This is a genomic window from Candidatus Accumulibacter necessarius (assembly GCF_036625085.1).
In genome coordinates, this window is sequence record NZ_JAZKUM010000004.1 from 518,507 (window position 1) to 536,903 (window position 18,397).

Genomic DNA, 18,397 nt, shown 5'->3' on the forward strand with positions numbered 1-18,397 from the left:
CGATCAGAGCAGCACGCGCCGCATGTCGGCAAGCAGTTGCGCAAGATAGACGTTGAATCGGGTCGCCAGCGCACCGTCGATGACGCGGTGGTCGGCGGTCAGCGACATCGGCAGGGTCAGTCTCGGCACGAACTCCCTGCCGTTCCACACCGGCTTCATGACCGAACGGTTGACCCCCAGGATGGCGACCTCCGGCGCATTGATGATCGGCGAGAAACTGGTTCCCCCGATACCGCCCAGGCTGGAGATGGTGAAGCAGGCACCCGACATCTCGCCTGGCGTCAGCTTGCCGTCGCGCGCTTTCGTGGCCAGTTCGCCGCTTTCGCCGGCGAGCTGGCTGACCGATTTCTGATCGGCATTCTTGATCACCGGTACGACCAGCCCGTTCGGCGTGTCGGCGGCGAAGGCGATGTGGAAGTACTGCTTGAGCACCAGGTTGTCGCCGTCGAGCGAGCTGTTGAACTCGGGAAACTTCTTCAGCGCCAGGGTGCAGGCCTTGATCAGGAAAGCCAGCATGGTGATCTTGAGGCCCGATTTCTCGTTCTCGCGGTTGATCGCCACCCGGAAGGCCTCGAGATCGGTGATGTCGGCGTCCTCGTGATAGGTGACTCCCGGGATCATTACCCAGTTGCGCGCCAGGTTCTGGGCCGAAATCTTCTTGATCCGCGCCAGCGGTTTGACTTCGACGGCACCGAACTTGGCGAAGTCGACCTTCGGCCAGGGCAGGAGGTCGAGGCCACCACCAAGCGATGGCGCTGCCGCGGCCGCTGCCGCCGGAGGCGCCGTCAGCACGCCCTTGACGTAGGCGGTGATGTCTTCCTTGAGAATGCGGCCTTTCGGTCCGCTGGCCGCGACACGGTTGAGGTCGACGCCCAGCTCGCGCGCCAGAAGGCGCACCGACGGGCTGGCATGCGTCTGGGCGCCCGGTGCCAGGCCGGCGACCGGTGGCGAGACGGCCACCGGAGCGGCGGGCGGCGCAACGGCAGGGGCAGGTGCGACGGCGACAGGTGCTGCCGCGACAGGCGCGCTTGCTGCGCTCGCCGCCGATGCGGCAGCCGGTGCCGCGACCGGTATCGCGGCGACCGCGGCCTCGGATGCTTCGAGAACGACGACGACCGCGCCTTCGGAAATCTTTTCGCCAAGGGCGACGCGGATTTCCTTCACCACGCCAGCCGCCGACGATGGCACATCCATCGTTGCCTTGTCGGATTCGAGGGTCACCAGGGCGTCATCGACCTTGACGACGTCACCGACGATGACGCAGATGTCGATCACCGGCACGTCGTGGTAGTCGCCAATGTCGGGGACTTTTACTTCGATCAGTTGACTCATCTGAGGGCTCCCTTAAACCGTCGTCGGGTTGGGTTTGTTCGCGTCAAGACCGTAGCGGGCAATGGCCTCGGCGACCTTGCTGCGCTCGATGGTGCCGTCGTCGGCCAGTGCCTTCAGCGCAGCGACGGTGACCCAGCGGCGATCGACCTCGAAGAAATGCCGCAGCCTTTCGCGCGTGTCCGAACGGCCAAAGCCGTCGGTACCCAGGGTGACGTAACGACGGTTGATGAAGGGACGGATCTGATCGGCGAACAGGCGGACGTAATCGGTGGCAGCGACGATCGGGCCGCGGGTGTCGCCGAGACAGGCCTCGACGTGTGACACCCGTGGCCTCGCCATCGGGTTGAGCATGTTCCAGCGCTGCACGTCGTTGCCGTTGCGCGCCAGTTCGGTGAAGCTCGGGCAGCCCCAGAGGTCGGCATCGACGCTCCAGTCGTTCTTGAGCAGCTCGGCGGCCGCAATGACTTCGCGGAAGATCGTTCCCGAACCGAGCAGCTGGACGCGCGGAGCGGCCGGATTGGTGTCCGACGACTGGCCTCGGCGCAGCAGGTACATGCCCTTCAGGATGTCGGCTTCGGCGCCGGCGGGCATTTCCGGATGCTCGTAGTTCTCGTTCATCACGGTGATGTAGTAGAAGATGTCTTCCTGCTCCTGGTACATCCGGCGCAAGCCTTCACGCATGATGACCGCGATCTCGAACGAGAAGGTCGGGTCATAGCTGAGGCAGTTCGGAATCAGGCTGGAGAGGACCAGCGAATGGCCGTCTTCGTGCTGCAGGCCTTCGCCGTTCAGCGTCGTGCGGCCGGCCGTACCGCCGACCAGGAAGCCGCGCGCGCGCTGGTCGGCAGCTGCCCAGCAGAGGTCCATGGTGCGCTGGAAGCCGAACATCGAATAGCAGATATAGAACGGAATCATCTGTACGCCATGGACCGAGTACGCCGTGGCCGCGGCGATCCAGTCGCTCATCGCGCCGGCTTCGTTGATTCCCTCCTGCAGGACCTGACCGTCCTTCGATTCTTTGTAGAACATCAGCTGATCATGGTCCTCGGGAACGTATTTCTGGCCTTCCTGGTTCCAGATGCCGATCTGTCGGAACAGACCTTCCATGCCAAAAGTGCGTGATTCGTCGGGAACGATCGGGACGACGTGGCGACCGATTCGCTTGTCCTTGAGCAGAATGTTGAGCAAGCGCACGATGGCCATCGTCGTTGACACCTCCCGCCCCTCGCCCGAGGCCTTGAGCAGGGTGTCGAAGGCCGCCAGCTCGGGGATTTCGAGCGGCGCCGCCAAACGTCGGCGCTTCGGCAGGTAGCCGCCAAGGTCCATCCGCCGCTGCCGCATGTAGGTCAGCTCGGGCGAGCCTTCGGCGAACTTCAGGTAGGGCAGCTCCTTGATCTGGTCGTCTGCCACGGGCAGGCTGAAACGGTCACGGAAGCGCTTGATGGCGTCGTAATCAAGCTTCTTCTGCTGGTGCGAGATGTTCATCGCCTCGCCGGCCTGGCCCATGCCGAAGCCCTTGATCGTCTTGGCCAGAATCAGCGTTGGCTGGCCCCGGTGCTCGACGGCGCTCTTGTAGGCGCTGAAGATCTTGAAGATGTCGTGACCCCCGCGGTTGAGCGCCCAGACCTGGTCGTCGGTCCAGTCAGCCACGAGTTCCCTGAGCTCGGGGGTGTTGAAAAAGTGCTCGCGGACGTAGGCGCCGTCCTTGGCCTTGAAGGTCTGGTACTCGCCATCGACCGCCTCCATCATCCGCTGCTTCAGGATACCCTTCTTGTCACGCAGCAAGAGCGTGTCCCACTGGGTACCCCAGATCAGTTTGATGACATTCCAGCCGGCGCCACGGAAGGTGCCTTCAAGTTCCTGAATGATCTTGCCGTTGCCGCGCACCGGGCCGTCGAGCCGCTGCAGGTTGCAGTTGATGACGAAGATCAGGTTGTCGAGCTTCTCGCGTGCCGCCATGCCGATGGCACCGAGCGATTCCACCTCGTCGGTCTCGCCGTCGCCAAGGAAGGCCCAGACCTTCCGGTCGCCGGCCTGAATGAAACCCCGGCTGTCGAGGTATTTCATGAAGCGCGCCTGATAGATCGCCTGGATGGGGCCCAGACCCATCGAGACCGTCGGGAACTGCCAGAAATCAGGCATCAGCCAGGGATGCGGATACGACGAGACACCCTTGCCATCGACTTCCTGCCGGAAACAGTCCATCTGTTCGTCGGTCAGCCGCCCGAGCAGATGCGCGCGCGCATAGACGCCAGGGACCGAATGTCCCTGGAAGAAGATCAGGTCGCCACCGTGCTGCTCCGAGGGCGCATGCCAGAACCATGAGAAACCGACATCGTAAAGGGCTGCCGCCGAGGCGAAAGAAGCGATATGGCCACCGACGTTGCTGTCCTTGTTTGCCCGCACAACCATCGCCATGGCGTTCCAGCGGATGTAGTTGTGAATCCTGATTTCCATGTCGGCATTGCCCGGATACTTGGGCTGCCGATCGACCGGAATGGTGTTGACGTATTCGGTGGTGGCGCTGTAAGGGATGTCGATTCCCTGCTGGCGCGCCTGGTCAATCAGGCCTTCGATCAGGAAATGAGCCCGCTCGGCGCCTTCCTTCTCGATTACGCCGCTCAGCGCGTCCTGCCATTCCTGGGTTTCTTGCGGGTCCGCATCGCTGATGCTGGCCGACAGCGCGTTTTCGGGCAGAGCTGCCATGATTTGTCTCCTGATCTACAGAATCGTGAAGTGAATGTTGGTTTGCCGCACGCCGGGCTTGACGGCAGCGAACAGGGTAATACCTTGCCGCATCGCGTGGTACCGCAGCGCAGCAACGGAGAGAGCGCCGGATTGTAGGATAGACTTTCGCATGCTGCAATTTGCGTCACCAATCGACGTTACCCGAACGCGCGGGCACACTGGCATGGACAGCCAAATTGCACGGAAGTTGAGTGGCGGGGGACGGGAAGGTTGACGCGGCGAGCGTCGTCAACCGGGCTCAATCGTTATAGGCGACTGGCGAAACCGGCATGCTGCGACGCCCCGGCAGAGTCATGTACAGTCGTTTGGCAGTGGGTCCAGAACGAGTGAACACCTTCGCCTGGTATTTCCCGGTCACTGTACCGCCCTGATAGAGCTGGTAGAACTGCGTGACCAGCTGGACGTAGTTGCGCGTTTCCGGGTAAGGCGGAATCTGGTTCTTGTATTGTTGCACCGCGCCTTCGCCAGCATTGTACGAAGCCAGCACCAGGTCCTGCTGATTGGGAAACCTTCGGGACAGGTCGCGCAGATAACGTGCGCCCAGGCGGATATTGGTTTCCGGGTCGGCCAGTTTCTGTTCTATGCTTTTGTTCCTGTCGCCCTGCAAGCCATAGCGCTCGGCAGTGGCTGGCATCACCTGCATCAGGCCAATGGCCCCCTTGGGTGAAATCGCGCCGGGGTTGAAACCCGATTCTGCCGCCATGACTGCCTTGAGCAAGGCGGGCTCCACCGAGAACTCATCGCTGGCGACTTTCAGCAAGGGCTCAAACTTCTTCAGGTTTGGATGTTGGGACAGATAGCGTGCCAGTTCGGGCTTTACCGGACCGATTGACGTGACTTCAGACGAATCGAACTGTTTGCCGCGCAGGAACAGCTGATAGCGCGCATCGATCTTCTCGGTCGCGAAATGCGCCGCCCCCTGCTCGTCAATATAGCCATAGATGTTGGCGCAGGCGCTCGCGGAGACGAGGCCCAAAGCAAACATCAGGATCACATTGAGAACTTTCATCAGCTATCCACTTCCATTTCGGTCCGTTGCCATGCTCCTGGATCGGCGCCCGGCGGGCCGCCGCTTCTCTTTTTGCGGGCACGCTCGCCTCGGCATCGACTTCCAGACAACCCCAATCTTACCACGCCACGGGGGGCAGAACGCCGTGACTCTCAATCCAAGCAGGGCAATCGCATGAATGCCATCGTCGTGAACCCTCCGAAATAATCGTTTACGCTCAACGAGTTACAAAGGGGCTGTTCACAGCCCCCTGATTTGTGTAGTTTTCTGTCTTTTTGGGGTTTTCCATGAGGGCAGAAAGCAAGTTCCGGTTGGTCGACGTCTGGGTGGGCGTGCGCGATCCGAGGCAGAGTACGAAGGTCGAGCACGACCTGATCGAGTTGCTGGTGGTTGCAGTCAGTGCGGTCCTGTCAGGGGCCGACACCTTTGTCGAAATCGAGGCTTGGGCGAAAGAGAAGCTGGAGTGGTTGCGGGAGTATCTGAAACTCGAACAGGGCATCCCCTCGCACGACACCTTTGGCCGGGTCTTTGCGGCGATTGATCCCGACGAATTCGGGGCGGCCTTCGTGCGCTGGGTGGGCCAGGTGTTGCCCGTGCTGGCAAACGGCGACGTGGTGGCCATCGACGGCAAGACCAGTCGTCGGTCGGGAAAGGTGGGCGCCACACCCCTTCACCTGGTCAGCGCCTTTGCGGCCCAAGCGGGTGTGGTGCTCGGGCAGCGCGCGACCGCCAAGAAGTCGAACGAGAAGACCGCCATCCCTGAACTGCTGGCGACCTTGGCACTGCAAGGCAGCATCGTCACCATCGATGCGATGGGCACCCAGCCCAACATTGCGCAGGCCATTCGTGACCGCGGCGCGGACTACCTCCTGGCCGTCAAGGACAATCAGCCCAGGCTGGCCGAATCGATCGACGACTTCTTCGGCGCTTTCGTGGCGGCACCAGCCAAGACGCCCCACCAGTTCCACGAAGTCATCAAGAAGGATCATGGCCGGATCGAAGTGCGTCGCTGCTACGTCTTCAACCAGCTGGACTGTCTGCACGCCCCCGAGCGCTGGCCAGACCTGAAATCGTTTGCGGTGATCACCAGCGAACGGACCATCAGGGGGAAAGCGACTTCGACTGAACGGCGCGTGTATCTCAGTAGCTTGCCACCTGACGCTCAGCGCATGAATCAGAGCGTCCGCCAGCACTGGCGTGTCGAGAACAGTCTGCATTGGTGCATGGACGTGGTCTTTGGCGACGACCAGATGCGGGCCCGTACCGATCATGCCGCTCACAACCTCGCCGTCGTGCGCCAATTCGTCTTGAACCTCATCCGCCTCTCCCCGGTCAAGCGCAAGGGCGGTCTCAAGGTTCAGCGCCTCATCGCCGCTACCTCCGATACCTTCCGCGCGGAACTGCTCGGTCTTGTATAAGATTCATGCAATTGCCCTGCAATCCAAGCCTCGCCACGCCCGCTTCCCCGATGCCGGGTGACCCTGGCTGGACCGCTGCGGCAGCGCAGGCGCGGACTGCGCTGAGCGAAATCGGGCTCGACCACCCCATCCCTGGCAAGTTGACCTGCGTCAACGTCCCGATCCCCCTGAGCCGCTAAGGTCTCGCCTTTGTCCGCAGCTTTTTTTTCTTGCAGGAGAAGCAATGTCCGCAGAAGCAGCGATATCAACCCCGCCGGTAGCCGCACCGAGCCGGCTTCTGATGTCCGGCAACGAGGCCGTGGCGCGCGCCGTATGGGAGGCGGGGGTCCGGGTGGCAGCCGCCTATCCCGGGACGCCCTCGACCGAAATTCTCGAGTGCGTGGCGGCCTATCCGGCCATGTACACCGAGTGGTCGGTAAACGAGAAGGTCTCTCTCGAGGTGGCCTTTGGCGCGGCGATGGCGGGTTCGCGCAGTTTCTGTGCCATGAAGCATGTCGGCATGAATGTCGCGTCCGACGCGCTGATGACCATGACCCTGACCGGCGTTGCCGGCGGCCTGGTGATCGCGATCGCCGACGACGTTGGCCTCTCCTCGTCACAGAACGAGCAGGATTCGCGGTACTGGGGTCGTTTCGCCCATGTCCCTTTGCTCGAACCGGCGGATTCACAGGAAGCCATGACTTCACGCTGGCCGCCTTCGAGCTCTCCGAGCGCTTCGAGGTACCGGTGATCCTGCGCCTGACCACGCGCATCTGTCACGTCAAGGGTCTGGTGACCGTCGGTGAACGTCACGAACGCCCCGTCGCCGGCTTCACCAAGGACGTCGGCCGCTGGGTGATGGTTCCGAGCGCCGCCGGTCGACGTCTGCCGCTGATGTTCGAGCGCGAACGCCGGCTACGCGCCGAAGCGGAGATTTCCGACCTCAACGTCGTTGAACCGGGCAGCGACCGCCGGGTCGGTTTCGTCACCTCCGGCCCAGCCTACATGCATGTCCGCGAGAGTTTCCCCGACGCGCCGGTATTCAAGCTCGGACTCTCCTTTCCCCTGCCCTTCGCCAGCCTGCGCCGGTTCGCCGAGCAGTGCGAGCAACTGGTGGTGGTTGAAGAGGTCGAGCCGCTGATCGAGACCGAGCTCAAGGCGCAGGGCTTCAACGTCACCGGCAAGGACATTCTGCCCCTGTCCGGCGAACTGTCGCCGCAGGTTCTCAAGCCGGCGATCGCCCATCTGCTTGGCGAAGTGCTGGCCGAACAGGCGAAGACGGCACCGATGCCGGTCTTTCCCCGCCCGCCGACGATGTGCGTCGCCTGCCCGCATCTGGGCGTCTACTACACCCTCTCGCAGCTGCGCAATGTCACCATCTCGGGCGACATCGGCTGCTACACGCTCGGCTTCGGCCAGCCATGGAACGCGCTCGACGCGTGCATCTCGATGGGCGCCTCGATGGGCATGGCGCTGGGCCTCGACAAGGGGCGCAGCGATGCCGAGAAGGACAGGAAGATCGTCGCCGTGATCGGTGACTCGACCTTCCTGCACATGGGCATGCAGGGTTTGCTGGACATCGTCTACAACCGCGGCAACGTCACTGTCCTCCTGCTCGACAACCGGGCCGTCGGCATGACGGGCGGTCAGGACAATCCCGGCAGCGGCCGCGACATCCACGGCCAGGAAGCGCCACGGGTCGACTTCGCCAATCTGGTCAGGGCGCTCGGCGTGCGCGACGAACGCGTGCACGTGGTCAACGCCTACGAACTGCCGGTGCTGCTCAAGACGCTGCGTGAAGAGACCAAGATCCCCGAACCATCGGTGATCATCACCAGCCAGCCCTGCGTCCTGATCAAGGATTACCATGCGCTGAAGCCGTACACGGTGATCGAAGACAAGTGCACCGGCTGCGGCAACTGCATTGATGTCGGCTGCCCGGCGATCCACGTCACCCGCCGCGACCGGGTCACGAAAGCCAGTGGCCGCGAAGTCGATCTCGCCTTCGTGCGCATCGAGAGCGCGGCCTGTACCGGCTGCGGTCTGTGCCTGAAGCCCTGTGCGCCGGATGCGATCGTCCATGTCGATACCCTGGCAATGCCGATCAGGGTCGTCAGGAAGACCGCCGAGTTGACGCCAGGCGCGTAGCGCGCAGGCCACGATACGGGATGGGCGAGCCCGGCAGACACCTGGGGCATCGCCCTCCCACCGAAGCTGAGAGGTTCCGATCTGATGTCTGAAACAGGCAAGTTTGACACCACCAACATTCTCGTCGTCGGCACCGGTGGCCAGGGTGTGATGACCGCGACCGAGATCCTCGCCGAGGCGGCGATCGCCCTCGGCCACGACGTGAAGAAGACCGAAGTCGCCGGCATGGCCCAGCGCGGTGGCGTCGTTTCCTCGCACCTGCGCTTCGGCCCGAAAGTGTTGTCGCCGCAGATCACCCCCGGTTCGGCCGACGTGCTGCTGGGTTTCGAAGCCGCCGAGGCGATGCGCTGGCGCCACATGCTGCGTCCCGAGGGCCTCGTCCTGATGAACACCGGCCGCCTGGTGCCGCCGATCGTCGAGCTTGGCCTCTACGATTACCCGAACGATCCGGTAGCCGAAATGCGCGCGGCCGGGACGCACGTCGTCGCCTTCGACGCCTCGATGATTGCCCAGGAACTCGGCGACATCCGTCTCGGCAATACGGTCATGCTGGGGGCGATCTCGGACCACCTGCCGTTCCCGGCGGAAGTGCTCGAGCGCTGCATCCTCAAGCGCTTTGCCAGCAAGAAAGCGGAGCTCGTCGAACTCAACCGGCGGGCCTTCGCCGCCGGTCGGGCAGCCGCCGAAGAGGCGGCCAAGGCCGAGGCCGCGGCTGCCTGATTTGCGCTAGACTCGCACCGTTGTCGGCGAAGAATGCGATACCGGGACGGACTCGATACGCGCGCTGGAGACGAGGTGAATGGCAATTCTCGAAGGCATACAGATTCAGAACTACCGGGCATTGCAGAATGTCACGCTGGGGAAGACGCTCTATGAACGGGAGCAGGACGCTCTTCCGAGACTGGTTACCGTCATTGGCGCGAATGGGTCCGGCAAGTCGAGTCTGCGCGACGCCTTGGGGTTTCTCGGTGATTGCCTCGCTGAGGGAGCGGAAGCCGCGTGTGACAAGCCGCACCGCGGCGGTTTTGAACGCATGCGAACACAGGGTTCCGCTGAGGCCGTCAAGTTTGAAGTTCGCTACAAAGAGACGCCCATCGCAAGACCGATCAGCTACTCGCTGCAGATCGCCTGTGATGCGCGGGGACGCGCCCAAGTGTTCTATGAGAGACTCCGGCAACGTCGCAAGGGACAAGCCTACGGCCAACCGTATTCCTTTCTCGAACTTACCAATGGGCAGGGCTATGCCTGGTCGGGAACGGAAGGGTTCGAGCAGGGCACGGGCACCGGAAAAGGCGCACCGGCTGCAATGGAAGGAAGCGAGCGCGTTCCGACCTTGCGCTTGCCGGCTGCAAGCGCCCCGATGCCAAACAACAGCTCTGCCAGCGTCACGCTGGACAGATACAGCGTTTCGGCGACTTGATCATTCAACCAGCCCCGCACGGCCGGATGCGGCTCTGGTTGCATCGCCTCGGCAACGACATTGGTATCGAGAACGATCATTCAAACCTCAGCGGCTCGGCCGGCGTCTTGTCTCGCTCTTGGTTGAAGACCTCGAAATCCTCGTTCGTGAGGCCGATCTTGCGGCCCAATGCCGCGAGGGCTTCGCCCAGGCGAACGCGCGTCTCTGGCTTGACCGCGATCGCCAGAATCTCGCGGACCTCGGCCTCAGTGCTATGCCCATGTTGAGCAGCCCGCACCCTCAATGCGCGGTGTACATCGTCAGGCAAATTGCGGACTGTCAGCGTTGCCATAGCAGCACCTCCTAAGAAACAGAACGAGTTCAGATTGTTTTCATGCTGGCGCGGGCGTCGGATTGATGTCGAAGCCCAGGGCGGCGGCGCGACGCTTGAGGGCGGCGATGCTCCGCTGGCGCTGCTGTTCTTCGTAGCGCTGCTGTCCCTGGTCAACGAAGTCTTCGCCGCGGGTCAGCATGAAATACACCATGCGTGCGAGCTTGTGCGCCGCGGCGGTGTTGGCGCGGGGCTTGTCCATGCGGCTGCACAGGCGGCGATAGAATGCGCCGAGCGCGGAGTCGCTGTGTGACAGGCTCATCGCCGCCATTTTCAGCGCCTGGCGTACCCGGTTGGCCGAGTGCTTGGTTTTGGCGCAGAGGACCTTGCCACCGCTGATCTTGGTACCAGGGCACAGTCCAAGCCACGAGCAGAAGTGCTTGACGGTGGCGAAGCGACTGAGGTCGGGACCTAGCTCAGAGAGGATCTTCATGACCGCAGTCAAGCCCAGCCCATTGATGCGCGTGAGATCCACGCCAGCCCAGTTGGCGAGTATCTGGCGGGCGTCGAATTGCTCGCGCAGCTTGCTGCCCGTGCGAGGGGCCTTCCCAAGATCGACGTTGCACTGACCGAGAGCGCGCAGCAGTGCCTGCAGCTTCGAGTCACACTCGGTCAGGTGCCGGGCGATGTCGTCGTACATGGCCAGCGCCTGGCAGAGCACGAACAGGTGCTCGTCACGCCAGTTGCCGGTCAGCGCCTTGGCAATCTCCTCAGCGCTGGCCTTGACGCGGCGGTTGCGGTGCTTGGCCAGCGCCTTGGGATCGCGTTCGCCAGCCACGATGGCGCGGATGATCGCCTGGCCGGTCGTACCCATGACGTCGGTGAGCACCTCGGTGAGTTGGATGTTCATCTGCACGAGCGACTTCTGCATAGTAAGCGTCCAGCCCACCCACCTGTAAAACCCCCGAGATGTAGAGCAACCTCCAGGTTTTCGACAGGAGGACGAGATGGACCAGGCAGGGGAACTGGAAGCGCACTGGCGAGGGCATGTGGACGCCTGGCGGGCGAGCGGCGGCAGCCAGAAGGCGTACTGTGAGCAGCACGGACTGAGAAGCCATTCGCTCAGTTACTGGCACCGGCGCCTGGCGAAGGGTCCAGGGCCGAGCGGAGCGAGAGGCCTGCTGACCCTGGTCCCGGCAGTGAGGGTTCCCAGTGCCGCGGCTGCTACGCCGAGCCTGTCGCTCCATAGCCCGCAGGGCTGGCGACTCGACTTTGCCGCGCTGCCACCGGCCGGGTGGTTGACGGCCCTGTGGGGAGAGCGCACATGAACGCGCCGCTCGGGGCGGCGCCGGAGCGCATCTGGCTGGCCGTCGAAGCGGTGGACATGCGCCTGGGCATTGATGGCCTGTCGGCGCGCATCCAGGCCAGTCTTGGGCGCAGCCCCTGTGACGGCACCGCCTACGCCTTCACTAACCGGCGGCGCAGCCGGCTCAAGCTGCTGGTCTGGGACGGCACGGGCGTCTGGCTGTCGCAACGCCGGCTGCACCGCGGCTACTTCACCTGGCCGGGCGCCAGCGACGCGGTTTTCGCCCTCACTGCAGCGCAATGGCGTTGGCTGACTGCCGGCGTAGACTGGCAATGCCGTGACGCGCCAGCACCCGCCCACTGGCAGGTCTAGGCATGCGCCGTCTTGTCATAAAAGCACGCAAAATCCGTGACTTCGACGTCTTGCCGAGCATCTTTCTGGTATAATTCGTCATGGATTTAGCGAGCGAACTTGCCCCTTTCTCGCCCTCGCCGGAACTGGTTTTCTGGGCTGAGAAGCGCGTCGGTGGGCTGCTCGAACAGGTCAAGACCAGCGCCACGGAGATTCACTGGCGCGATGCCAAGATCGAGAAGCTGACCCTCGAACTGGCCTATTTGCGGCGGATGAAATTCGGCGTCAAGAGCGAGTCCCTGGCCGCCGGCGCACGGGACCTCTTCGACGAAACCCTCGCTGCCGACCTGGCCGCCTGCGAAGCCCGCCTGGCCGAACAGCGCCAGGCGGCCGAGATGGGGCCGCATCTCCCGCCCCCCGAGAAACCCAAACGCGACCGCGCCGGCCGTCAGCCCTTGCCCGAGCAACTGCCGCGTGTCGAGCACCTGCACGAGCCCGAAACCTGCACCTGTGGGCAATGTGGTCAGGCGCTGGTGCGGATCGGCGAGGACGTGACCGAGAAGCTCAGCATCGTCCCTGCCGAGTTCTTCGTCGAGCGCCACATCTACCCCAAGTACGCCTGCCGGCCCTGCGAGACCCTCATCGCCGCACCGGCCATCGCTTCGGTCATCGACGGCGGTTTGGCGGCACCGGCCTTGCTGGCCTGGGTGATGGTCAGCAAGTACGCCGATCACCTGCCACTTTATCGTCTCGAACGGCAGGCCGCTCGCTCGGGGGTGACCCTGTCGCGTTCGACGCTGGCCGACTGGGTCGGCCGTACCGGCGTCGCCTTGGAACCGCTCTGGCTGCGCCTCGCCGAACTGCTCCGCCAGGGCACGGTGCTGCATGCCGATGAAACCCCGGTGCAGCAACTCGATCCGGGCAATGGAAAGACCAAGCGGGCCTATCTCTGGGCTTATCGCAGCAATACCTTGGCAAGCGACCCGCCGATCGTCGTCTTCGACTACCAGCCCGGGCGGGGTGGGAAGTATGTGGTGGAGTTCCTCCGGGACTGGCAAGGCGCGCTGATGGTCGATGAATTCGCCGGCTACCAGGCCCTGTTTCGCGGCGAGGTGATCGAACTCGCCTGTCTGGCTCATGCCCGGCGGAAGTTCTTCGACCTCCATCAGGCGAATGGGAGTCCCATTGCAGCGGAGGCCCTGCGCCGTATCGGCGAGTTGTATGCCATCGAGGACGCGGCGAAGGGAAGGACGGTCGAGGAACGGGCCCGACGACGAAAGGAAACCAGCCAGCCGCTGCTCGAAGCCCTGCACCTATGGCTCCAGAACACCCGCAGATCGGTGGCCGACGGCGGTGCCCTGGCCAAGGCGATCGACTACAGCTTACGGCGCTGGCCGGCCTTGGCCCGCTACGCTACCAACGGTTTCTACCCGATCGACAACAACCCGGTCGAGAATGCCATTCGTCCGATCGCCATCGGGAAAAAGAACTGGCTGTTCGCGGGTTCCGAGGCTGCCGGGCAACGTGCCGCGGCAATTCAATCGCTGCTCGAAACTGCGCGTGTGAACGGCATCGAGCCCATGGCCTGGCTTACCGATACCCTGGAGAAACTCCCCTCCTGGCCGAACCGCCGCATCGACGAGCTGTTGCCTCTCAAAAAACCAGCGTGATCGTGTGCGCACAGGGGTGGGTGCGCTGAACGCTTACTCTGCATACGCTGAACCCAACTGGCCTGCTCGGCGAGTAGGATTTCGCGCTGGCGGGCCACCGCGCGCACGACGCACACATCGCCTTCAGGGCGCCAGGCCGCGCGCAGGAACCCCAGGCTCATCAGCTTTTGCAGCCACTGGCAATCCTGTATGTCGCTTTTACGCCCAGGAACGTACTTCATCTGCCGAGCGTCCACCAGCCAGACCTTCAGACCGCGCTGTTCGAGCACCTCAAACACCGGGATCCAGTACACGCCGGTGGACTCAAGTGCCACCGTGTCTACACCACTCGCGACCAACCAGTCGGCCATGGCGTTCAGGTCGTCGGTCATTGGGCCAAACTCGCGTACCGGGTCTTCCGTCGCGTCTCGGGGTACGGCCACCCAGTGGCTTGAAGCCCCGACGTCAATCCCCGCCGCGTGGGGAAACACTACCTCTTCATCTCGCCTGCGCATGGCCATGATGTGCTCCACGATGGTTAATGAATGGCAGCACCAGGGGAAACGTCGAAATTCGACTCGATCTCCTAAACGGGATGCCCATCGCTGCGCTCACCACTGTCGCCGACGATTCCCAGACCATGCTCACAAACGGGCTCGCTTGAGCTCACACCAATGGTAGGTCGGTCATATCGCTGCTGCCGCTAACCATGTGGGGCAACTACCATGGAGCGCAAGTGGGCGACACAAACCCTGTTTCTTCGCGAACGCCTGGCCCGCGGGCGGGGTTGGGAGACTCACAAGAATGCATTCGATGCATGCAGTTTACTCAAACGTATGCAGGTGTTCACTACTGATGCAGACGGACGGCGACCTCCTCCGACATATCGAGATGGACGGGCACAGCGGCTACTGCCCCCGCTCTTTCCACAGGGCGCGGCGCGAGCCCTTGAGCAGGCTATTGGCGAGTGCTCGGGTCTGCGCCTCGAGATGTTCGCGCGAGGTGGACTGAGCTTCCAGCGCCATGCGGCTGATGGCGGCCATCTGCTGCTGCGCCAGGCGGCTGGTGCGTTCCTCCAGCGTTGTCGTCAACGGCTGTCGGGGCACCCAGGCATAGTGCAATTCGCAGCCGAGGGCCTCGGCTGCACGACGCAGGGTCGCCAGGCTGATGGTGTCGTCGGTTTCCGAGATCTCCAGCCGGGTGAGCGTCGAGGTGGTCACCCCAGACGGCGGGCGAGATGGGTTGCCGTCATGCCCAGCGCTTGCCGGATGGCCTTGAGCCAGCCCGATGGCGGGCGGGCCGGCAGGTCGGCGCTGCGCACCGCCGCCAGCCAGAATTCGAGATCCGTTTCCGAACGGACGATCCGGCAGGGTGTCGTAATCGTTCTTCTTGGCGTGCCCCTTCTACCGCATCGCGAACCGCCTTGTCATCCCCGCGTGGCCCCCTTGGCCGATCAGAGGCATACTTCCCCGATGGTCGGTGCGCGGCAGGGGTGCGTGTCTTCAGTCGCCCTGCCGCAACATCGGGTGGCCCCGCCGACCCGAAAACCCCGATTCGTCTCAATTTGGACTATCCCTCGCCGGCAGCCTCCCCTACGCTTCGCAGCCAGCTATCGGCGCTTTCTGACCGCCACTGACACCGCACCAACCAGGCGAATATCCAAGCCGTCAGGATCGCCTACTGAACACAAATCCCGAGCGACGCCCTGGGCTTTGGTGGCGCGGGGAGCACGAGTGCGGCGCGCGTTCCTGCTCCCGGCGGTCAACTACCCGCAACTCCACCCCGCAAGCCGTACAAGAATCACAGCCATCCTTCGGGATCATCGTCAGTTTCCCGCACTCACCACCCACCTTGCCTGCTTCTTCCCGGTGCGCTCGCCTTTCAGCGCCGATGGCTTGATCACCGGCTTCGCCTTCTGACCCCCCGACCGCGCCAGCTCATCGCGCAGCGCCTGAATCTGCTCGTGCTGCCAATGGCAGAGTGTTCAGCAGCCGCACGGCCGCCAGCATCCTCTGGTTGGCGGGGATTTCGGGGATACCGGCAAGTTCCCGAAAGCTCTCCGTGCTCATGCCTGCCGATTGAATCACGCTTGGCGGGCTGTGTTCAGCCCCGCCTGCAAGCAGGCACCCCGGATTCAGTAAACGGTCATGCCCGGGGGTTTTGGGCAGTTACACTTGACGGAGTCCTTTTTCGTTGCCTGTCGTCCCGGTAAGCGGATCGTAAGCAAATTTCCTCAATCCGAATCCTCCGCACCAAAGAAGAGCCGGCGCGGTGCCGGATGCCCAGGATCCATCTGCAACAGCCGATAGCTAGCCAGAAGCAGACGGTGGAGATTCTTCTCAACAGCTAACGTTGACCTCGGGCGACCCGACGAAAGCGGCCATTCGGCCGGGCTGGTCAATTCTCTCGCTTGGCCGACCGCTACGCTCCCAAAAGCGGTCAGTGGGCGTAGGATGGCGTCGGTCAGCAACCGGCCATGACCAGCCATTCGAGATGTTGTTGAAATTCCTATCTCTGGATTTCGCCGGATGACCGGTTTGCGGCGAGCAAGTTGAAGTGCGCTCTGCCTTGACCGGCCATGAACGGACGCTAAAAACATCTGCCCGAACCAGTCATTGGGGCGGAGTAGGTGTAAGCTGAAGTTCGTATCTTGAAGTGCCGCTTTTGGCGTTTATATTGGTGTGCGGGAGTGAATGATGAACCATTTATTTGCAACTTCAGTGCTGGCTTTTGGCCTTGGTTTCGCTGCCATGCCGGCGAGTGCCGTTGTTTATTGCAAGACCGTTGGCGTACCCAAAGGATGTGTTGCGCGCCCAGTAGCAACCCCCGGTGTCGGCGCTCCGGGCGTGGGGGTTGCACCCGGCGTTGGCGTAGGCGCACCCGGCGTGGGCGTGCGGGACCCTGGTATCAACCAACCCGGAGCTGCTGGGAATGTTGGCGCGGCAGGCGCTAGTGCAACCAATCGGAACGGGGGAGCTAACCGCGTGGGCGTTCGACGCTGAATCGTGGGTTACGTACGCCTGTAGCGCGCTAGAACGAGTAGGAAGGTGTTACGACTCGGTGTCTCACCCGACTCTGCCATGCGGAGCCGGTGAGCGAGTCCGTGGAAGGTCTGCTTATTGAGCTTCCCCCGAAATTTCGTCTGCCAAGGGTGACTTAAAATTGAGGTCACTTTTGGAAGGCAAGAAATGAAGATACCGAAGCAGGCATACACGACCGAGTTCAAGGAACTGGCGGTCAAGCGCGTCAAGGAAGGGCAAAGTGTTGGTACAGTTTGCAGGGAACTCGGGCTGAGCGACCAGACCGTTCGCAACTGGGTCAAGGCGGCAGCGGAAGGCAAGCTCAACGGTGCGGGCGGCAGAATCGTGACGCCGGAGGAAATGGAGCTTTCAAGGCTGCGTGCTGAGAATCTCCGGCTGAAGCGGGAGAACGAAATACTAAGAAAAGCGACGGCGTACTTCGCAAGGGATGTTCTGTGAAGTACGCCTGGATTGCCGAACAGGGCACGCGGTTTGCGCTGGCCGAAATGTGCGAGGTGCTCGGCGTAAGCATCAGCGGTTATCGGGCCTGGAAGCGTGGTGGTGCGCCGGATCGAAAGCGACTGACTGACAGCCAGATGCTGGCGCTCATCCGGGCCATTCATGCCGAACTCAAAGGGGCCTACGGCAGCCCGCGCATGGTTCGGGAACTTCGCGCCAGAGGCTTCTCGGCGAGCAAGGAACGGGTCGAACGGCTGATGCGCGACAACGGCATCCATGCACGCCACAAGCGGCGCTACAAGGTGACGACGGACTCGAAACACGGCTTGCCGGTGGCGGAAAATCTGCTGGCCAGAAACTTCACACCAAGGGCGCCGAATCAGGTCTGGACGTCCGACATCACCTACTTGTGGACCGACGAAGGCTGGCTCTACCTGGCCATCGTGCTTGATCTGTTCAATCGCGAAGTTGTTGGCTGGTCGCTGAAGCCGCGCATGACGACTGACATCGTGACCGATGCGCTGACCATGGCCTGGTTCAGGAAGCGCCCTGCAACGGGGTTGATGCACCACTCCGACCGGGGTAGCCAGTATGCCAGCCATGCCTTTCAGGACAAGCTCAAGGCGTATGGCATGACTTGCTCGATGAGTCGGACAGGGAACTGCTGGGATAACGCGCCGACGGAGAGTTGGTTCAACAGCTTCAAGAACGAGCGGGTGCATGGCTTTCGGTATGCTACGCACGCTGAGATCAAGGCTGTCACCTTTGAATACATCGAGGTTTCCTACAACAGAAAGCGGCAGCATTCGACTCTTGGCTACAGATCGCCAGCTCAGTTCTTGAAGAGTGGGATCAGAAAACAGCATCAGGAAAAACTGGTAGCATGAAATCCACCCTTTGGCAGACGAAAAACCGAGGGAACCTCACTTTCCACCTGACTGGTCTCGATCCCTGCCGCCAATGCCGCCGGGGAAATGCGCAGGATGCGCAGCGACGGGTAGTCCAACCCCGGCGGGTGCGCCATGCTGCCGAGGCGATCCAGACCCCGAACGGCGCCTGCGAGGTCTCCCGATGCAGGCGCCGTTCCGTCAACGGGGAGCACACCGCATGCGGCGCGCTTGGCCCGGGCAGCAGTGTGCCTGATCCGGCTATCCGATTTGCGCTAGAATGCTGGCCTTCTGCTGATTGATGGGCAGCCCGGGCGACACGCCTTGCCTGTTTCCCACTCGCCCTCCAGGCACTCCAGGA

Annotated in this window: 12 protein-coding genes and 5 pseudogenes; 9 read left to right on the forward strand and 8 right to left on the reverse strand. The window is 62.7% G+C overall.

Going from position 1 to position 18,397, the window contains the following annotated elements:
• Window positions 1-3: 3 nt before the first annotated feature.
• The 3 genes from aceF to V5B44_RS13630 form a co-directional block, all read right to left on the reverse strand.
• The gene (gene aceF, locus V5B44_RS13620; protein ID WP_332359553.1) at window positions 4-1,332 is read right to left on the reverse strand and encodes a dihydrolipoyllysine-residue acetyltransferase; all 1,329 of its coding nucleotides are present in this window, start codon (window positions 1,330-1,332) and stop codon (window positions 4-6) included.
• Window positions 1,333-1,344: 12 nt separating this feature from the next.
• On the reverse strand, window positions 1,345-4,038 hold the full coding sequence (aceE, locus tag V5B44_RS13625) for a pyruvate dehydrogenase (acetyl-transferring), homodimeric type (protein ID WP_332359554.1): 2,694 nt from the start codon (window positions 4,036-4,038) through the stop codon (window positions 1,345-1,347).
• 280 nt (window positions 4,039-4,318) lie between these two features.
• Complete coding sequence (locus V5B44_RS13630; protein ID WP_332359555.1) at window positions 4,319-5,089, reverse strand: lytic transglycosylase domain-containing protein; 771 nt, start codon at window positions 5,087-5,089, stop codon at window positions 4,319-4,321.
• Between the two features lie 287 nt (window positions 5,090-5,376).
• Here V5B44_RS13630 and V5B44_RS13635 point away from each other — a divergent pair, with 287 nt between their 5' ends.
• From V5B44_RS13635 to V5B44_RS13650, 4 genes and pseudogenes are all read left to right on the forward strand, one after another.
• A complete protein-coding gene (locus tag V5B44_RS13635; RefSeq protein ID WP_332359556.1) occupies window positions 5,377-6,507 on the forward strand; it encodes an ISAs1 family transposase in 1,131 nt (376 codons plus the stop codon).
• A 223-nt stretch (window positions 6,508-6,730) separates the two neighbouring features.
• A pseudogene (locus V5B44_RS13640) lies at window positions 6,731-8,634 on the forward strand (thiamine pyrophosphate-dependent enzyme).
• A gap of 84 nt (window positions 8,635-8,718) precedes the next feature.
• Entirely contained in the window at window positions 8,719-9,354 is a 636-nt protein-coding gene (locus V5B44_RS13645; RefSeq protein ID WP_332359557.1) for an indolepyruvate oxidoreductase subunit beta, read from the forward strand.
• A gap of 79 nt (window positions 9,355-9,433) precedes the next feature.
• Window positions 9,434-9,886, forward strand: a pseudogene (locus V5B44_RS13650) (AAA family ATPase); the annotation flags it as partial.
• 80 nt (window positions 9,887-9,966) lie between these two features.
• Here V5B44_RS13650 and V5B44_RS13655 read toward each other — a convergent pair.
• The 3 genes and pseudogenes from V5B44_RS13655 to V5B44_RS13665 form a co-directional block, all read right to left on the reverse strand.
• A pseudogene (locus V5B44_RS13655) lies at window positions 9,967-10,134 on the reverse strand (PIN domain-containing protein); the annotation flags it as partial.
• Window positions 10,131-10,385, reverse strand: coding sequence for a FitA-like ribbon-helix-helix domain-containing protein (locus V5B44_RS13660; RefSeq protein ID WP_332359558.1), 255 nt, complete (start codon window positions 10,383-10,385; stop codon window positions 10,131-10,133). The pseudogene V5B44_RS13655 and the gene V5B44_RS13660, both read right to left, overlap by 4 nt.
• A 40-nt stretch (window positions 10,386-10,425) precedes the next feature.
• Window positions 10,426-11,307 (reverse strand): annotated as a pseudogene (locus tag V5B44_RS13665) (transposase); the annotation flags it as partial.
• Window positions 11,308-11,371: 64 nt separating this feature from the next.
• Between V5B44_RS13665 and tnpA the strand changes: the two are divergent.
• The 3 genes from tnpA to tnpC all read left to right on the forward strand — a co-directional run bounded on the left by tnpA (window position 11,372) and on the right by tnpC (window position 13,691).
• Complete coding sequence (gene tnpA, locus V5B44_RS13670; protein WP_332359559.1) at window positions 11,372-11,692, forward strand: IS66 family insertion sequence element accessory protein TnpA; 321 nt, start codon at window positions 11,372-11,374, stop codon at window positions 11,690-11,692.
• Entirely contained in the window at window positions 11,689-12,042 is a 354-nt protein-coding gene (tnpB, locus tag V5B44_RS13675) for an IS66 family insertion sequence element accessory protein TnpB (RefSeq protein ID WP_332359560.1), read from the forward strand. Before tnpA ends, tnpB begins: the two co-directional genes overlap by 4 nt.
• Before the next feature lie 80 nt (window positions 12,043-12,122).
• The gene (gene tnpC, locus V5B44_RS13680) at window positions 12,123-13,691 is read left to right on the forward strand and encodes an IS66 family transposase (RefSeq protein ID WP_434735447.1); all 1,569 of its coding nucleotides are present in this window, start codon (window positions 12,123-12,125) and stop codon (window positions 13,689-13,691) included.
• A 38-nt stretch (window positions 13,692-13,729) separates the two neighbouring features.
• On the opposite strand, the pseudogene V5B44_RS13685 reads toward tnpC, so the two are convergent.
• Window positions 13,730-14,191: pseudogene (locus tag V5B44_RS13685) on the reverse strand (IS110 family transposase); the annotation flags it as partial.
• Window positions 14,192-14,578: 387 nt separating this feature from the next.
• Window positions 14,579-14,890 carry a hypothetical protein gene (locus tag V5B44_RS13690; RefSeq protein ID WP_332359561.1) on the reverse strand — a complete coding sequence of 104 codons (312 nt, stop codon included), beginning with the start codon at window positions 14,888-14,890 and terminating at the stop codon, window positions 14,579-14,581.
• A gap of 513 nt (window positions 14,891-15,403) precedes the next feature.
• On the opposite strand from V5B44_RS13690, the gene V5B44_RS13695 reads away from it, so the two are divergent.
• Together V5B44_RS13695 and V5B44_RS13700 are read left to right on the forward strand one after the other, a co-directional pair.
• Window positions 15,404-15,589 (forward strand): hypothetical protein, encoded by a 186-nt coding sequence (locus V5B44_RS13695; protein ID WP_332359562.1) that lies wholly within the window; start codon window positions 15,404-15,406, stop codon window positions 15,587-15,589.
• Between the two features lie 1,269 nt (window positions 15,590-16,858).
• Window positions 16,859-18,036, forward strand: a protein-coding gene (locus V5B44_RS13700; RefSeq protein WP_332359563.1) for an IS3 family transposase whose coding sequence is annotated in 2 segments (ribosomal slippage) — window positions 16,859-17,108 and window positions 17,108-18,036 — 1,179 coding nt in all. Because the reading frame shifts where the segments join, the coding sequence is not laid out codon by codon here.
• Window positions 18,037-18,397 lie beyond the last annotated feature (361 nt).